Here is a 16,730-nt window from a genome sequence, read left to right as displayed (position 1 = left end):
CGCGCGTGTCTGTACGGCCACCCAGTCTGTCTTTTCGACGGGTCACACAGAGCGGAAACGTCCGCATCAGTATCTTCAAGTCCGTTTTCGCTAATCACAGTGCAGTGGCAGTCACGTTTGACCTCTTCGGCACGCTCGTCGACGCGGCGTATCCGGCCGACCCCGCGGCGGCCGTCGCCGTCGAACTCGAAGGCCTCGGCGTCGCCGTCCCCGACGACTGGGACGACGCGTACCGGGAGGTCCACATCGACGCCCCCGAGGGGGCTGAAGTCCCGCTCCCGGCGCACGTCAGCGCCGCGCTCGGCAGTCGCGGCGTCGACGCGCCGAACAACGCCGCACGCCGCGTCGTCGTCAACGCGTTCGACCCAGAGGTGCAGACGCGTCCAGGCGCGGTGGCCGCCGTCGCCGCCGCGGCCGAACGCGGTCCCGTCGGCCTGCTTTCGAACTGCAGCGTCCCCGAACTCGCGCGCCGGGCGCTCATCCGTTCGAACCTCTCGAACGACGCCTTCGACGCGACGGTGACGAGCGTCGCCTGCGGGTGGCGAAAACCCGACGCACGCGCGTTCGAAGCCGTCTCCGAGGCGCTCGGCGTCCCGCCCGAAACGCTCCTGCACGTCGGCGACGACGCCCGCACCGACAGCGGCGTCGAGCGCGTCGGCGGCGAGTTCGTCGACGTGACCGACACGTCGCTCTCGGCGTTCGCCGCGCGGATGGAATCGTTGGAACCGGAGGACGACTGATGACGGTCGCTGCGAGCGCGGCCGTCGCCCTCGCGGCCGCGCTCGACTGGATTGTCCTCGAACCGCCCGCTCGAATCCATCCGGTCGCCCTCTTCGGTCGCCTTGTCGCCCCGTTCGACCGGGAGTGGACCCGTCCGAAACTCGTCGGCGTCGCCGCCGCGCTCTCGTTGCCACTGGTCGCCGGCGGCGTCGCGGCGGGGACAGTCCGCGCCGCTTCGGCACTTCACCCGCCGTTCGCGCTCGTTGCCGTGGCTCTCGTCCTCTTCTCGACGACGAGTCTCCGGATGCTGTTGGACGCGGCCCGGCGCGTCGTCGCCGACAGCGACGCCGACCCCGATGCCGCTCGGCGAAACCTCTCTGCGCTCGCGGGACGCGACCCGACGGACCTCTCGTCGGGCGAACTCCGCAGCGCCGCCGTTGAGAGCGTCGCCGAGAACCTCTCGGACGGCCTCGTCGCCCCGTTGCTGGCGTTCTCGCTTCTCGCACCGGTCTCGCTCTCGCTCGCGGCGGCGGCGGCCACGTGGGTGAAGGCGGTCAACACGCTCGACTCGATGCTCGGCTACCGACACAAGCCGGTCGGCTGGGCACCCGCGCGACTCGACGACGCGGTGATGTGGCTCCCGGCACGCGTCAGCGCCGTCCTCGTCGCCGTCGCCGCGGGCGACCTCGGTGCCGTCGCACGCGCACGAGAGTGGGTGCGCGACCCGCCGTCGCCGAACTCGGGGTGGCCGATGGCGACGCTCGCGGCGGCGCTCGACGTTCGCCTCGTCAAATCGGGTGTCTACGTGCTGAACCCGAACGTCGCGCTGCCGACGCCCGCCGACGCCGAGCACGGCATCCGCGTCGTCGCCGTCGCGGGCGCGCTGGCGTGGGCGCTCGCGCTCGTAACTGCGCTTCTCGTCGGCCAGATCGAGACTCTCCCTGTCGTTCCGGAGGCGCTAGCATGGTTCTGACGGCGCTCCGCGGCGGCGTCGCGTTTCTCACCCGCCTCCCGGTCGGCGGCGGCGAGCGCGAGTGGGACGCGTTCCGAACGACGCCGGTGACGTTTCCGCTAGTCGGCTACCTCGTCGGCGCGCTGGCGGCGCTCCCCTTTTCGCTGCTGTCCGCCGTTCCGCAACCCGGCACCGTTGCCGCGCTCTACCTCGCCACGCTCTACCTCGTCACGGGGATCACCCACGCCGACGGACTCGCAGATATCGGCGACGCCGCGGTGGTTCACGGCGATGCCGAGCGCCGCTTCGACGTGCTGAAGGACTCGCAGACGGGCGTCGGCGGCGCGCTCGTCCTCGTGCTTTCGGTCGTCGCACTCGCGCTCGGCGCGTTCGGCGTCGCGACGGCTACCGCGAATCCGGTCGTCGCTTTTCGTATCATTGTCGCTGCCGAGGTCGGGGCGAAAGCCGGAATGGCGCTTCTGGTCTGTCTCGGGAACCCCCCACACGAGGGCCTCGGGTCGGCCGTCGTCGGTGAGAACGACGCCGCGGGGCTGTTGCCCGTTGCCGCCGCGGTTCTTCCGGCGCTCATCGCCGCACCGCCGTCAGCGACACCAGCGCTCGTCTGTGCGCTCCTCTCGGGACCGGCGGTTGCGCTGCTCGTCCGGCGGTGGGCGCGGGGTGCAGTCGGCGGCGTCTCCGGTGATACGCTCGGCGCGACGAACGAACTCGGGCGCGCCGTCGCCCTCCACGCGGGGGTGGTCGCGTGGACGCTCTTCTGATGTGCGGCGGGCGGGGGACGCGGCTCGGCGGCGACGCGGAGAAACCGCTCGTGGAGATCGGCGGCACGCCGATGGTCGACCGCGTTCTCGCGGCGCTCGCGGGAAGCAGAGTCGACGGGATTCACGCCGTCGTCTCGCCGCACGCGCCGGAGACGCGCGAGCATCTCGCGGCCGTCGCAGACGCTCGTTCGTCTGCGGTGACGGTTCTCGACGCGCCAGGCGACGGCTACGTCGAAGACCTCGGAGTCGCGCTCGACAGCGTCGAAAAGCCGGTCGTCACCGTCGCTGCCGACTTGCCGTTGCTCGGCGCCGAACTCGTGAACGAGGCCATGGCTGTCGCGGTGAACGGCGACGAACGCGCGTGCGGCGGCGACGGCGGATCTGCTCGCGACGCCCTCGACGGCGACGCCCGCTCGGTCACGGTCTGCGTTCCGGCGGTACTAAAACGGCGTCTCGGGGCGAGTTCGGACACGACGTTCGACTCAGGGGGTCGCCGCCTTGCTCCGACGGGGCTAAACGTCGTCGCCGCCGGAGATGAGACCGTACACGTGAGCTACGACGCCCGACTCGCCGTAAACGTGAACCGCCCGCCCGATGTCGCTCTCGCGGAGGCGCTGTGCGACTGATACTCGTCGCCGGCGCGACCGACACCGCGAAGATAGACGGTATCAGCGCCGCCGGAGCGAATTCGGACCTCCTGGCACACACGCCGAGTGCCGACCTCGAACTCGTCGAGTACGGCTCGCTCGTCCGCGCGCCCGAACTCCCCGTGAGTCCGACCGGGTGCCCGACGCCCGCGGCGGTGACGCGGGCGGTCCGGGAGTCGCTGGGGCTCGACTTCCTCGCCGTCGATGCCGGACTCTCAGTGCCGACGGGCGCGCCGACGGTGAACGTCGGCGCGAAACGCGGCCGCGACATTCGCGAGGTTGACCCTGTGCCGACCGCGCCGGGGGCGTTCCTCGCCGCCCGACAGCTGGGTCGCAGCCTACCGGACGACGAACTCGTCGTCGGCGAGACGATTCCCGGCGGAACGACGACGGCACTGGGGACGCTCCGCGCCCTCGGCGAGGGGTGGCCCGTCTCCTCGTCGTTTCCCGAGAACCCGACGGAACTCAAGGAGTCGGTCGTCGCCGAGGGACTCGACGCCAGCGGCATCGACGCCGGGGAGTTCGCCCACGAACCGCTGCTGGCGGTGCGGGCGATGGGCGACCCCGTGTTAGCCGTCGTCGCCGGGCTGACGGCGGGCGCGCTCAGCGCCGACAAATCGGTGATTCTCGGCGGCGGAACGCAACTGCTCACTGCCGCCGCGCTCGTCCGCCACGAGGGTATCGCCGACCCGCTGACGCTGGCGACGACGAGCTATCTCGCCGCCGACGTGCCCGCGCTGGACGAGGCGGCGCGGTCGCTCGACGTCGACCTCGTCGTCACCGACCCCGGATTCGGTGAGCGCGATGACGCGCTCGCCCGCTACGCGGCGGGCGAGGCCAAGGAGGGTGCGGGGATGGGCGGCGCGCTGTTGCTCGCCGAGCGCGCGGGCGTCCTCGACGACGTCGCCGCACAAACCGTTAAGGTAGTCGAAACTGCTGGTGTCGAACATGGACCCTGAGGCCGTCGAATCCGTCGAACGGGTGCCCCACGGCGGCGTCGACGACCCGACAGTGCTGGATTTCAGCGCCAACACGAACCCGGAGCGGCCGTCGGGTATCGTCGGCGTGTACGACGCCGCGCTCTCGGTCGCCCGCCGCTACCCTTCCGACTACTGCGAGTTCCGCACGGCCGCCGCCGAGACGGTCGACTGCGAACCGCGGTCGGTAATTCCGACGCCCGGCGGTCTCGCCGCGATCCGTCTCGCGCTCTCGGTGACCGTCCACCCGAACGACCGGGTGCTGGTTCCCGCGCCGAGCTTCGGCGAGTACGCCCGCGAGGTGCGACTGCAGGGCGGCGACCCGTGCTTTCTGCACCACGACGAACTGCTCGACGCCGACCCCGTCGACTACGCCGTCGCCGTCGTCTGTACGCCGAACAACCCGACCGGCGAGGCGGCCGACCCCGACCGACTCCGCGAGTTCGCCGCCCGCTGCCGGGATACCGACACGACGCTGCTGATCGACGAGGCGTTTCTCGACTTCACCTCGTTGCCGAGCATGGCCGGCGAATCCGGCATCGTCGTCGCCCGCTCGTTGACGAAGATGTACGGGTTGCCGGGCCTCCGCGTCGGGTTCGCCGCCGCGACCGGCGACCTCAGAGACCGACTCGACACCGCGCGGATGGCGTGGTCGCTCGGGACGCCCGCCGCGGAGGTCGGGACGTACTGTCTGAAACAGACCGAGTTCGTCGAGGAGACCAGACGACGGGTCGCCCGCGAGCGCGATCGGATGCGCGCGTCGCTCTCCGAGCAGTTCGACGTGTACCCCTCGGACGCGCCGTATCTCCTGCTCGATGTCGGTAGACGCGAGGTGTCGGACGTCGTCGACGCCGCGCGCGCTGAGGGTATCGCCATCCGCGACGCCACGACGTTCCGCGGTCTCGACTCGCACGTCCGCGTCGCAGTCAAACGCGAGCACGAGAACGACCGCCTGCTCGACGCGCTGGCGGATGTCTGAGGAGGCCGCGGAGGCGGCGGCGGTCTTCGAGGCGACGGTTCGCGACGGCGTCTGCCGGCTTCGACGGCCCGGCACGCGCTGGCTCTCGACGGGCTACGCCGGCGGGACCTCCGTCGGGCCGGTCGCGTACAACGTCACCGTTCCCGATGGCTGGTCCGAGACCGACCTCGACGTCTACGTCCGCGAGCGGCGCGAACGCGCGGGCTTCGACGAACCCGGACCGACGCTGTTGACCGGCGTCGAGCAGGGGCACGCCCGGCGGGCGCGGCTCGGTCCCGTCGAGGCGGTCGTCACCGCCGGCGTCTCGAACCCGGCGGCGCTCCCGACGGACGCGCTCTCGGAGAGCGGACGGACGGCTGACGAACGACACGACCGTGACGCGCCGCCGCACCCCGGCACGATCAACGTCTTCGTCGGCACCACGCGCGCGCTCGCGGCGGGGGCGCTCCCCAACCTGCTCGCGGTCGCCGCCGAGGCGAAGGCGGCAACCCTGCTCGCACGGACGGGATTCCCCGGGACGACGACTGACGCCGTCGTCGTCAGCTGCGACCCGAACGGGGAGGTGGAACGGTTCTCAGGGAGCGCGACCACCGTCGGCGCTGCGGCTCGCGCGTGCGTCCGAGACGCCGTCTGTGCGTCGCTGGCGTCGCGCTACGCGGATCCCGACGGACGCCCGATGCCGGACTCCGTCGGCGACGCGAAGTACGGCGTCGTGACCGACGAGCGGGCGAGGGTTTCGCGGCTCTGACCGGCCGGCCCCTCGCGCCCGCGGTCGGCTGCCACCGTGCCGTCACCTCCGTCGCCACCTCTTCGATACCACCTCAGAGCACGACTTCGCTGTCGAGCAGCAGTTCCTACTCCGTCCGCCGCGCCTCCTCGCTCGCCTCGACGAGAATCGGCTCGTCCGCCGGCTCCGAGAACCGGTTGGGATCGGGTTCGACGCGTTTCAGCATCAACGAGAAAGTCGAACCGCGCCGCCCGCCCGCGGAGACGATGCCCCCGTACGCACGCTCCTCGAACGGGGCGTCGGCGGGGTAGGGAACTCCTCGCGGATAATCTGCGCCGTTTCCCTGATGTACGCCGCCGTCCGCCGCTGTGAGTAGTTGCTCTCCTCGTAATACGTCTCGGGGTGTTCGTCGTCCAGTTGCTCCGTCGATGCTCCGGGGACTCGTAGAGGACGGACTCCCTCGCCCGGTAGCCGCTGGCGAACCTGATGTTCACCGTGAAGCTGTCGGGATACCGCAGGATGTGCGGGAAGAAGAGCGAGTCTACCACGGTGGTGCGCTGCTGTATCCGCCAGAGGCCCTCGAAGTAGTACGCCGCGAGCGCGCCGACCCGGTCGTCTCGCTCGCCGCGGCTGAACGCGAGCGCGACCTCCCTGTAGTCGTCGCCGGCGACGCGTCGGAGCCGCCGCTCGAAGCTCTTGGCGACGCGGTCGAACTCCGCCTCGTAGGCCGCAAGAAGCGGCACGTCAGGGTCTTCGAGCAGCTCCGCCCTCTGTTCCCGTGCTCTCGACACGTTCATCATGTTCTCGTGGAACACACGCTCCGCGTCCTCGTCCGGGAGCGGAGTTCTGACCGCCAGACCGCGGATGACCTCCGCGTCACCGTCGTACCGTTCCCGTTGTCCCCCCATACCAGGCGCTCGCACGGGCCGAAGCGATATTAATCGAATCGGTCGCTCGTTCCTTCGACCACCCGCGGGTGTACCCTACGCGACCGAGAGGTCGCGGCGGCGCCTCACGTGACCGAGAAGCCGCCGTCGACCATCAGCGACTCGCCGGTGATAAACGACGCCTCGTCGCTGGCGAGGAAGGCGATGGCGTCGGCGACTTCGTCGAGTTCGCCGAGGCGACCGAGCGCGTACCCCTGCCGCGCCCGCTCGCGCGCCGCTTCGGGGTCGTCGAAGGAGTCGAAATACTGCGTTCCGAGGCCGCCCTCCACGAATCCGGGGCAGACCGCGTTCGCGCGGACGCCGTAGCGACCCGCCTCGACGGCCACGGTGCGAGTGAAGTTGACGACCGCCCCCTTCGACAGCGAGTACGCGCCGAGGTTCGGCGACCCGATGACGCCCGCGAGCGAGGCGACGTTGACGATAGCGCCCGACTCCCGGGCTTTCATCACCGGCAGGGCCGCGGCGCAGCCGTTCCACACGCCCGAGATATTCACGTCGAAGACGAAATTGCGCTCGGCCTCCGGGAGGTCCTCGACAGGTTTCGGCGCGTGGCCGACGCCCGCGTTGTTGACGAGCACGTCGAGTCCCGACTCCTCGTCGACGGCTTCGACGACCGAGTTGAACGCCTCGCGGTCTCGCACGTCGAGTTCCGAGAAGGTCGCGTTCCCGCCCTCGCTCTCGATTCGGTCGACCGTCTCCTCGCCGCCGCCGGTGTCGACGTCGGTGACGACGACGCGCGCGCCCGCCTCCGCGAGTCGCGAGGCGGTGGCTCTGCCGATTCCCGATGCCGCGCCGGTGACGAGGACGGTCCGTCCGTCGAGTTGCATGTCCCCCAAATCGCGACGAAGCGACATAATCTTCCGGGCCGACGTCGGCCGAACCGGAATACGGCGGGCCGCCGCTGCCGACTCGGTGACCAGTCGCTCTCCGGTGTACGGCTTTTCCCCACCGCGAATCTTGCCGTTGTAGATGTCTACCGGGCGAATTTGCGGAGTATTAGACTTGTCTAATTATTATATTAGACCAGTACTATTATCTTCTTTTGGCTGTCTATTCCTACTATGGATACCGAGACACCACGGACAGCGCGACAGAAGATAACCCGCAGACGAGCCCTCGCCGGAGGGTCGAGTCTCCTCGCGGCCGGTCTCGCGGGCTGTATCGATAGCGGACGCGGCGAAGCGACTACTGGCGCTGCAGAGGATGAAGCCGATGGGGCTCCCGTCGTCGTCATTTCCTTCTTCAGCTTCTACGACTTCGCACGGAAAATTGCCGACGGAACTCCGATTCGGGTACGCAATCTCGTACCGACCGGACTTCACGGCCACGGGTGGGAGCCGAACGCCAGCATCACGAGAGCCATCGTCGACGCGGACGCGTTCGTCCACGTGGGCGAGAACTTTCAGCCGTGGGCCGACAGGGCCATCCAAACGGTCGAAGACGACGGTGCCGACACGCAGCTCGTAAACGCCCGCGAAGGCGTCGAACTGGTCGACCTCGCGGCGAGTCTCGACCCCGAAGAGGAGGGTGTCGGTGAGGACCGCGGCAAGGACCCGCACTTCTGGCTGGACCCACAGCGCGCTAAACAGTCGGTCGACAACATCGCCGAGGGACTGGTCGAACTCGCGCCCGCCCACGAGGAGACGCTCCGCGAGAACGCGTCGGCGTACAAGACGGACGTTCTCGACAGCATCGACCGCGAGTATCAGGCGATCTTCGACGCGGCCGACCGCGACGTGATCCAACTTGCCGCCCACAACGCGTTTCAGTACGTCGGCGTCCGCTACGGCGTCGAGATGCGGCCACTAGTCGTGAACCTCGCCGCCAGCGGCGACGTCAAGCCCTCTGACATCACCGACGCGAAGCGGGTCATCGACGAGAACGATATCGAGTACATCGGCGCGGCCGTCTTCGAGACGCGGCGACCGGCCCAGCAACTGCTCTCGGAGACGGCGGTCGAAGCGTACTTCCCCGTCACGCCGTACGCCGGCGTCCGCGAAGAGTGGGTCAAACAGGAGTGGGGATACGAGGAGATCGCCTACAACGTGAACATGCCCACCTTCGAGATCGTCCTCGGAAACGAGGCGCCCGAAGACGCAGGTCCCGACGGGTGGAGTGACCGATGGAGAAACTTCGCGTGAGCAGTACTCCCGAGACGAGCGTCGCGTCGGAGCGACCCGAGCGTCCGGTCGTCGAACTCTCTGGGGTCGAGTTCGGCTACGCGACCGCGCCCGTCGTCGAAGACGTCTCGCTCCGAATCGACCCCGGAGAGTACGTGGCCGTCGTCGGCCCCAACGGCTCCGGGAAGTCGACGCTCATGAAACTCGTGCTGGGGTTGCTCCGCCCGGACGAAGGTCTCGTTCGGTTGTTCGGAGAGCCGTCGCACCGGTTCGACGGCGGAGACCGTATCGGTTACGTGGCCCAGCACGCCAGTGCCGCAAAGGAGATGCCGATTACGGTCCGCGAAGTCGTGAAGATGGGACGATTTCCCCACGTCGGGTTCGGCCGCCTCTCCGCGGACGATTGGCGCATCGTCGACCGTGCGCTCGAGACGGTCGGTATGAAAGCGTTCTCGGACCGCCGAGTGACTCAGTTGTCCGGCGGTCAGAGACAACGGGCGTTCATCGCCCGTGCGCTGGCGAGCGAAGCTGAGCTGCTAGTCCTCGACGAACCGACAGTCGGCGTCGACGCCGACTCGGTCGAGGCGTTCTACGAGCTACTCGACGCGCTGCACGCGAGGGGCATCACGATTCTGCTCATCGAACACGACCTGGGTGCGGTCACCGAACACGCCGAACGGGTACTCTGTCTCAACCGCGAGATATACTTCGACGGGCCGACGGCGGAGTTCGTCGAGAGCGACGCACTCGCTCGCGCGTTCGGGACGACGGCGAGACTCGTCGGAGGTGACCAATGACCGGGACGGCGGCCGGAGCGCTCCAGCTGGCCGCGCGAGAGACGATTCTCGCACCGCTGTACTTCCTGCTCGAACTGTGGTCCGGACTCATGTACCGGGTCGGTGACCTGACCGGACTCGGTTTGCTGGAGTACCCGTTCATGCACCGGGCGGTGCTGGTCGGACTCTGTATCGGCGTGATGGCTCCGCTCATCGGGACGTTCCTCGTCCACCGTCAGTTAGCGCTTATCGGCGACGCGCTGGCTCACACCGCGTTCGCCGGCGTCGCGGTCGGGCTGTTCGCCAACGCCGTCTTCGAGTTGAGCGTGTCGCCGTATCTGACGGCCGTCGTCGTCGCAGTGCTCGCTGCGCTGCTCATCGAACTCATCTCCGAAGCGACGGACGCCTACAACGACGTGTCGATGGCTATCGTGCTCTCGACGGGGTTCGCGCTGGGGTCGACGCTCATCAGCGTCAACGCGGGCGGCCTCTCGGTCGGAGTCAACCAGTTTCTGTTCGGCAACCTCTCGACCGTCTCGAAGGAGAACGCGGCGATACTGCTCGTGCTGTTCGGCGTCATCGTCGCGACGGTGGCGCTCACGCGGAACCAGCTCCTCTACGTGACGTTCGACGAGACAGCCGCGGCGGTGTCGGGAATCCCCGTCGCGTGGTACAACCGCATCATGGTAATGCTGACGGCGCTCGTCGTCGTCGGCGCGATGCAGATTATGGGCGTCATCCTCGTCGCGGCGATGCTTGTCGTTCCCGTCGCGGGCGCGACACAGGTCTCGCGAAGTTTCACTGAGTCGCTGCTCGTCTCGGTCGTTCTGGCCGAGCTCGCCGTCATCTTGGGTATCGGCGTTTCCTACTACGGCGAGGCAACCGCGGGTGGCGTCATTGTGCTGGTCGCGGTCGCAATCTACGCCGTCGCCGTCGGAGTCGGGAAACTTCGGAACGCTACCGACGACGACTCCGCGCCGGAACTGGGAGCGATGAACGTCGGCGACCCCGACTCAGCGTCCGAGTAGGCTCTCTCCGCTCCTCTCCTCGTCGTGAACCGCATCGAGACGCGTTCGCCACCCACCGAACAACTCAAATACAGTTGCAGTAAAACCACTATAGTAGATTATGAACGGAGTCGTCATCGCCGGGGTCGCCTCCGGCGTCGGAAAGACCGTCGCGACGCTCGCCGTCTGTCGGGCGCTCCAGCGGACCGGACGGGTCGTCCAACCGGCGAAAGCCGGGCCGGATTTCATCGACCCGAGTCACCACGAGGCGGCGACGTGGCGTGCCTCGAGAACCCTCGACCCGTGGCTCGAAGGTGAGTCGGGGATGCGCCGCAACTACGCCCGCGGGTCGGGCGACGTCTGCGTCGTCGAGGGGATGATGGGGCTGTACGACGGCGAGACGAGCACCGCCCGCGTGGCAGAGGCGCTCTCGCTCCCAGTCGTCCTCGTCGTCGACGCCAGCGCCGGGATGGAGAGCGTCGCCGCGACGGCGCTCGGCTTCCGCGAGTACGCTGCTCGCTCGGGACTGGACCTCGACGTCGCGGGGGTGCTCGCCTCACGCGCGCACGGAGGACGACACGAGGACGGCATCCGCGAGGCGCTCCCCGACGAACTGACGTACTTCGGCCGGATTCCCCCGCGCGAGGACCTCGAAATCCCCGAGCGGCACCTCGGACTGGAGATGGGCGACGAATCGCCATTGTCGACCGAGACGCTCGACGCGGCGGCGGACGGCATCGACGTGGACGCGATAGTCGACGCGGCGCGAGAACCGGAGTGGTTCGCAGCGGTCGAAGACGAGGACGACGCTTCCGCCCGCACCACCGACGCCGCCGACGCCGCCGACGCCGACGACCGTCCCACCGTCGCCGTCGCCGCGGACGACGCGTTCCGGTTCGTCTACGCGGCGACGCGCGAGTTCCTCCGCAAGCGCGCCGAGGTGGTCACGTTCGCGCCGACGGCGGGCGACGACCTCCCCGACTGCGACGGCGTCTACCTCCCCGGCGGCTACCCCGAACTGCACGCCGCCGAACTCTCGGCGAGTCCGGCGCTGTCGACGCTCGCCGACCGCGCCGCAGACGGTCTGCCGATTTTCGGCGAGTGCGGCGGCCTGATGGCGCTGGCCGAATCGCTGACCACCGTCGACGGCGAGACGCATGAGATGGCGGGCATTCTGCCCGCCGACGTGACGATGCGCGACCGCTACCAGGCGCTCGACCACGTCGAACTCCGGGCGCGAACGGAGGCGCTCATCTGTCCCGAGGGACGGACGCTCCGCGGCCACGAGTTCCACTACTCGGAGGCCGACCCCGCGATCGACGCCCGCTTCGCGTTCGACGTGATTCGCGGGAAGGGCATTGACGGCGAGCACGACGGCCTGACCGAGCACCGGACGCTCGGAACCTACGCGCACGTCCACCCCGAGAGCGGGGCGTTCGACCGGTTCGTCGACGCCGTCGCGGAGTCCGGCGGCGGGAGCCGAAACGGTCACGACAGTTCGCGTGCCCAGCATTGACATGGACGACGGACGCGACGAGAACCTGACGGATGGCCGTGCCGCCACCGCCGAACGCCGCGCCGAGGCGCTCGACGTGCTTGAGTCGAACCGCGCCGAGGGCTACACCGTCCCGTCGGCGACGCTCTATCCGTTCCAGTGGAACTGGGACTCGGCGTTCATCGCGCTCGGCCTTGCCGGCGTCGAGCCTGAAGCAGCGAAAGCGGAACTGGAGACGCTCTGCGCGGCGACGTGGGAGAACGGCCTTCTTCCGCACATTGTCTTCCACACCGACGCCGAGGGCTACTTCCCCGGCCCCAAGGAGTGGGGCGTCGACGTCGAAGAGGTCGCCACCAGCGGCATCACCCAACCGCCGATGGTCGTTCCCGCGGCGCGGCGCGTCTACGAGACGACCGGCGACGACGAGTTTCTCGAACGCGTCTACCCCGCTCTCGAACGCCACTTAGAGTGGTGGATCCGCGAGCGGTCGTTCGACCGAAAGGTGGTCTACGTCCGCCACCCGTGGGAGACGGGGATGGACGACTCGCCCGCGTGGACCGACCCGCTCGAGGCGTTCGACCCCGGCGCGGTCGAGTACGAGCGCGAGGACCGCAAATCCGACGACCTGGCGGACCAGCGGCCGACCGACTGGGACTACGACCGCTACGTCGCGCTCGTCCGCGCGGCCCGCGCCGCCGACTGGGACGAGTTCGACCTCCGGGAGTCCTGTCCGTTCCTCGTCGAGGACGCGCTGACGAACGCCATCTTCGTCCGCGCCTGCGACGACTTCGCGGTGCTGTCCGCCGCCCGGGGCGACGACGCGGCGGCAGCGATGTGGCGCGAGCAGGCCGAACAGTCCCGAGAAGCGATTCGCGACCGACTCTGGGACGACGAACTGGGGACGTTCGTCTCCTACGACCGCGTCGGCGACCGCAAACTCCGAGCGAACTCGGTGGCGGGACTCGCGAGCCTGTTCGGCGAAATTCCGACGAACGAGCGGTTCGAACGGCACCGCCGGACGCTCCGCAAGGAGTTTCTCGCCTTCGAGTTCGCCGCCCCCTCCTACGTCGGCGACGCGTTCGACCCCGACCGCTACTGGCGCGGGCCGGTGTGGATAAACACGAACTGGCTCGTCGCCGACGGTCTGCGCCGCTACGGCGCGACCGACCTCGCCGACCGAATCGACCGAGACAGCCGCCGCCTCGTCGAGCGCGAGGGCTTTCGCGAGTACTTCAACCCGGAGACGGGCGAGGGTCGCGGGAGCGACCGTTTCTCGTGGAGCGCGGCGCTGTACCTCGAACTGACCGACCGTCAAGACGACTTCCGAGACGACGAACGATGACCGAAGATAACTCACAGACCGAGGAACTACGCAAGAACACCCCCGGCCGCGGCGTCACTCCCGAGGCCCACACCATCGAACCGAGTACCCCCGAGGAGTTCGGCCTCGTGCAGGTGTGGTGGGGCGACGGGAAGGGGAAAACTACCGCCGCGATGGGGATGGGCTTCCGCGCCGCGGGTCACGGCTTCCGCGTCCACATGCTTCAGTTCATGAAGGGCGGCGCGGACAGCGTTGACGCCGTCCGCGGCGAGTACAACGCCGTCACGGCGATGCCCGGGTACAGCTACGAGAACACCGGCCACTACGGCTGGCATGGTCTCAGAGACGGCAGCGACGACGACGACCATCGCGCGAAGGCGCGGGGCGGGCTCGAACGCGCGACGGAGCTCCTCGCCGCTGCGGACGAGGTGGACCTCGACTCTCCGCTCCCGCTCGACGGTCCGCCCGAGGACGGCGTTCACATGGTCATCCTCGACGAGGTGCTGTACGCCGTCGACCAGGGGTTGCTCGACGAGGCGGACGTGCTCGAACTCGTCGACGCGAAACCCGACAACCTCGAACTCGTGTTAACGGGGAGCCACACGAAACCCGAGTACGTCTACGATGTCGCGGATCTCGTGACGCGCGTCGGAAAAGAGAAACACCCCATCGACGCCGGGCAGCGAGCCCGTCGGGGCACGGAATACTGAGACGGCCGAACGCCTTCGTTCCCGGTCACTGGGCGGTCAGCGTCCGGCGACCGGGAGGGCGAGCGTACCGAGGCGGTCGGCGAAGCCGTTCTGACCTCGTTCGACCGTCTGCGTCTCCGAGTCGTAGCGGACGAAGTCGAACGCGTGCAGTTTCGGGAGGTGCGTGTGGTGGAGCATCGTGCGAACGTCGTCTCTAACGCGCTCCGTTCGTACCGCGTCGGTCTCTGTCGCCTCCGCTTCGAGTTCGCGCTCGACGACGCGCGCCGCGAGTTCGTCGAGCGAAAGGGCGGGCGAGCCGTCAAGCACCGAGAGCACGACCCGTCGTCGCCGGTTTGCAAGCGCTTCCAACTCCTCGTCGACCGTGTCGGACGACTGGGCGTCGACCGCCGATAACACCGTCGCGACTGCGTACTGGTGAGAGAGGAGTTCCGCGCTCACCTCGACGGTCTTCGACTCGGAGTCGTACGTCACGAACCCGGCGGTTTCGAGCGTCGGCAGGTGCTGGTGGACGAGCGAGACGTGAACTTGCTTCCGCTCGCTCGCGTCCGGCGTCTCGAACGCTCGTTCGGCCACCTGCGTGGCCAACTCGCGCACTGCGATCGACGTTCGATTGTCGAGGAGAATCGATACCGTCTCCCGTCGGATACCGTTCGCGAGCGTCGTGAACAGCGCCTCTCGGGACTGACTATCCGGTCTGCCGCCCCTCTTCCAACCCGACAGGTCGATCGAATCTGAACTCATTACATCCCCCTCTGTGACCAAACCCGTTAACGCTGCCACCTAAGTGTTTAGTGTCGAATCGTCTACTCCACATTTCGGTGGTCGGCTAAACGGCTGATTTCCCGCGCAAGAGGTTCTCAAAGTGGCTTTCACGACCGCATCTGGAAGGGCGACAGTCGTTCCCACCGACTCCCGACGAGGAAGATATCCTCTTGGGCTGTCGGAGCGTCGACCGAGACGTCCACCGATGGCCCGAACGCTACTCGTCGCCGGAACCGCCTCCCACGTCGGCAAGAGCACCGTCGCCGCCGGTCTCTGCCGCCACCTCGCCGACCGCGGCGTCGCCGTCGCGCCGTTCAAGGCGCAGAACATGAGCAACAACGCGCGTGCGGTCCCGCGGTCGCCCGCTCTCCTCGACGGGGGCGGCAGAGGCGACGCGGAGAACGAGTGCGACGCCTTCGGCGAAATCGGCGTCTCGCAGTTCGTCCAGGCGCGGGCCGCCCGCGTCGCGCCGACGACGGACCACAACCCCGTGCTCTTGAAACCCCGCGGCGACGGCGAGTCGCAACTCGTCGTCGACGGCGTCGCCGTCGGCCACTTCGCCGCCGGGAGTTACTACGACGACCACTGGCGCTGCGCCCGCGACGCCGCGAAAGCGGCCCACGCGCGACTCGCGTCCGACCGCGAGGTAGTCGTCGCCGAGGGCGCCGGCTCCATCGCTGAAATCAACCTCCACCACCGAGATCTGGCGAACGTCGAGACGGCCAGACTGACGGACGCCGATATCCTCCTCGTCGCCGACATCGAGCGCGGCGGCGTCTTCGCTAGCCTCGTCGGCACGCTCGAACTGCTCCCCGACGACCTCCGCGAGCGCGTCGTCGGCGCGGTCATCACGAAGTTCCGCGGCGACGTCTCGCTGCTCGACCCCGGCCTCGACGCCTTCGAGAAGCGCACGGGAGTGCCGGTGCTCGGCGTCCTCCCGTATGACGACCCCGGATTGCCCGAGGAAGACAGCGTCTCGCTTCCCCCTGCGGACGAGCGGACGGTCGTCGGCGACGGCGACGGCGTCACCGACGACGCCGCGGTCACGGTCGCCGTCCCGCGTCTGCCGCGCATCTCGAACTTCACCGACCTCGAACCGCTCGTGGCCGAACCCGGCGTGCGCGTCGCCTACGTCCCGCCGTCGGACGGCCTTGACGACGCCGACGCCGTCGTCCTTCCCGGCACGAAGAACACCGTCGACGACCTGCTGGCGCTCCGTGAGGCGGGTTTCGGCGACGCGCTGGCGGCGTTCCACGGCCCGATCGTCGGTCTCTGCGGCGGCTATCAACTACTCGGCGAGCGGATCACGAACGCTGGCGTCGAGAGCGCGGACGAGGCGACGGCCGACGAAATACCGGGGTTCGGCCTACTGCGGGTCGAAACCACCTTTTCGACGGAGAAGCGGGTCGAGCAGTCGACGCTCCGCCTCTCTGGGGTCGGACCGCTCTCGGGCGTCGACGGCGAGGTCTCCGGCTACGAGATTCACGCCGGGGAGACGCGCGCCGTCGAGACGGCCGACGTCCTCGACGGAACCGACGCGGTCGAGACGCCGTTCTCGCGTGACGGCGCGGCGTCGGTAGCGCTCGGCGCGGCGTCGGGGCGAGTGCTGGGGACGTACCTCCACGGGCTGTTCGAGAACGAGAGCGCGCGGGAGGCGTTCGTGGATTCGGTGTTCGAATCGGCCGAGAGAGAGCGTCCAGCGGCGATTTACGACGGGTCGCGGTCGCCGTACGACCGCGCGGCGGCTCTCGTCGCCGACCACGTCGACCTCGCGGCGCTCGGACTGCCGGAGTAGACGCCGGCGGCGGTTG

General features: G+C 68.8%; 16 protein-coding genes and 1 pseudogene. 14 read left to right on the top strand and 3 right to left on the bottom strand.

Annotated elements, in window-relative coordinates; genetic code table 11:
• Window positions 1-104: 104 nt before the first annotated feature.
• The 7 genes from LAQ58_RS12065 to LAQ58_RS12035 are packed head-to-tail and all read left to right on the top strand — an operon-like array spanning window position 105 to window position 5,802.
• Window positions 105-740 carry an HAD family hydrolase gene (locus LAQ58_RS12065; RefSeq protein WP_224447706.1) on the top strand — a complete coding sequence of 212 codons (636 nt, stop codon included), beginning with the start codon at window positions 105-107 and terminating at the stop codon, window positions 738-740.
• The gene (gene cbiB, locus LAQ58_RS12060; protein ID WP_224447705.1) at window positions 740-1,693 is read left to right on the top strand and encodes an adenosylcobinamide-phosphate synthase CbiB; all 954 of its coding nucleotides are present in this window, start codon (window positions 740-742) and stop codon (window positions 1,691-1,693) included. Before LAQ58_RS12065 ends, cbiB begins: the two co-directional genes overlap by 1 nt.
• The gene (gene cobS / locus LAQ58_RS12055; RefSeq protein ID WP_224447704.1) at window positions 1,684-2,451 is read left to right on the top strand and encodes an adenosylcobinamide-GDP ribazoletransferase; all 768 of its coding nucleotides are present in this window, start codon (window positions 1,684-1,686) and stop codon (window positions 2,449-2,451) included. Before cbiB ends, cobS begins: the two co-directional genes overlap by 10 nt.
• On the top strand, window positions 2,451-3,077 hold the full coding sequence (locus LAQ58_RS12050) for an NTP transferase domain-containing protein (protein ID WP_224450169.1): 627 nt from the start codon (window positions 2,451-2,453) through the stop codon (window positions 3,075-3,077). Before cobS ends, LAQ58_RS12050 begins: the two co-directional genes overlap by 1 nt.
• On the top strand, window positions 3,068-4,057 hold the full coding sequence (locus tag LAQ58_RS12045) for a nicotinate-nucleotide--dimethylbenzimidazole phosphoribosyltransferase (protein ID WP_425490655.1): 990 nt from the start codon (window positions 3,068-3,070) through the stop codon (window positions 4,055-4,057). The genes LAQ58_RS12050 and LAQ58_RS12045 overlap by 10 nt, the downstream gene beginning before the upstream one ends.
• Window positions 4,047-5,054 (top strand): threonine-phosphate decarboxylase, encoded by a 1,008-nt coding sequence (locus LAQ58_RS12040; RefSeq protein WP_224450168.1) that lies wholly within the window; start codon window positions 4,047-4,049, stop codon window positions 5,052-5,054. The genes LAQ58_RS12045 and LAQ58_RS12040 overlap by 11 nt, the downstream gene beginning before the upstream one ends.
• On the top strand, window positions 5,047-5,802 hold the full coding sequence (locus LAQ58_RS12035; RefSeq protein WP_224447703.1) for an adenosylcobinamide amidohydrolase: 756 nt from the start codon (window positions 5,047-5,049) through the stop codon (window positions 5,800-5,802). The genes LAQ58_RS12040 and LAQ58_RS12035 overlap by 8 nt, the downstream gene beginning before the upstream one ends.
• 106 nt (window positions 5,803-5,908) lie before the next feature.
• Here LAQ58_RS12035 and LAQ58_RS12030 read toward each other — a convergent pair.
• Both LAQ58_RS12030 and LAQ58_RS12025 read right to left on the bottom strand, forming a co-directional pair.
• A pseudogene (locus tag LAQ58_RS12030) lies at window positions 5,909-6,689 on the bottom strand (hypothetical protein).
• Between the two features lie 104 nt (window positions 6,690-6,793).
• The gene (locus tag LAQ58_RS12025; protein WP_224447702.1) at window positions 6,794-7,555 is read right to left on the bottom strand and encodes an SDR family NAD(P)-dependent oxidoreductase; all 762 of its coding nucleotides are present in this window, start codon (window positions 7,553-7,555) and stop codon (window positions 6,794-6,796) included.
• Between the two features lie 234 nt (window positions 7,556-7,789).
• On the opposite strand from LAQ58_RS12025, the gene LAQ58_RS12020 reads away from it, so the two are divergent.
• The 6 genes from LAQ58_RS12020 (at window position 7,790) to LAQ58_RS11995 (ending at window position 14,157) form a co-directional block, all read left to right on the top strand.
• A complete protein-coding gene (locus LAQ58_RS12020; RefSeq protein ID WP_224447701.1) occupies window positions 7,790-8,869 on the top strand; it encodes a metal ABC transporter substrate-binding protein in 1,080 nt (359 codons plus the stop codon).
• Complete coding sequence (locus LAQ58_RS12015; protein ID WP_224447700.1) at window positions 8,851-9,645, top strand: metal ABC transporter ATP-binding protein; 795 nt, start codon at window positions 8,851-8,853, stop codon at window positions 9,643-9,645. Before LAQ58_RS12020 ends, LAQ58_RS12015 begins: the two co-directional genes overlap by 19 nt.
• Window positions 9,642-10,652: a metal ABC transporter permease gene (locus LAQ58_RS12010; protein WP_224447699.1), complete on the top strand. Its 1,011-nt coding sequence runs from the start codon at window positions 9,642-9,644 to the stop codon at window positions 10,650-10,652. Before LAQ58_RS12015 ends, LAQ58_RS12010 begins: the two co-directional genes overlap by 4 nt.
• Window positions 10,653-10,752: 100 nt before the next feature.
• Entirely contained in the window at window positions 10,753-12,147 is a 1,395-nt protein-coding gene (locus tag LAQ58_RS12005) for a cobyrinic acid a,c-diamide synthase (protein WP_224447698.1), read from the top strand.
• Window position 12,148: 1 nt separating this feature from the next.
• A complete protein-coding gene (locus LAQ58_RS12000; protein WP_224447697.1) occupies window positions 12,149-13,468 on the top strand; it encodes an amylo-alpha-1,6-glucosidase in 1,320 nt (439 codons plus the stop codon).
• On the top strand, window positions 13,465-14,157 hold the full coding sequence (locus LAQ58_RS11995; RefSeq protein WP_224447696.1) for a cob(I)yrinic acid a,c-diamide adenosyltransferase: 693 nt from the start codon (window positions 13,465-13,467) through the stop codon (window positions 14,155-14,157). Before LAQ58_RS12000 ends, LAQ58_RS11995 begins: the two co-directional genes overlap by 4 nt.
• Before the next feature lie 36 nt (window positions 14,158-14,193).
• Here the strand turns inward: LAQ58_RS11995 and LAQ58_RS11990 are convergent, their stop codons facing one another.
• Window positions 14,194-14,898: a DUF7344 domain-containing protein gene (locus LAQ58_RS11990; protein ID WP_224447695.1), complete on the bottom strand. Its 705-nt coding sequence runs from the start codon at window positions 14,896-14,898 to the stop codon at window positions 14,194-14,196.
• A 226-nt stretch (window positions 14,899-15,124) separates the two neighbouring features.
• On the opposite strand from LAQ58_RS11990, the gene LAQ58_RS11985 reads away from it, so the two are divergent.
• On the top strand, window positions 15,125-16,714 hold the full coding sequence (locus tag LAQ58_RS11985) for a cobyric acid synthase (protein ID WP_224447694.1): 1,590 nt from the start codon (window positions 15,125-15,127) through the stop codon (window positions 16,712-16,714).
• Window positions 16,715-16,730: the final 16 nt, after the last annotated feature.

The organism is Haloprofundus salilacus (assembly GCF_020150815.1).
Lineage (GTDB): Archaea > Halobacteriota > Halobacteria > Halobacteriales > Haloferacaceae > Haloprofundus > Haloprofundus salilacus.
Note: the sequence above shows the minus strand (reverse complement) of the source record. Positions and strands in the feature narration are given on the sequence as shown.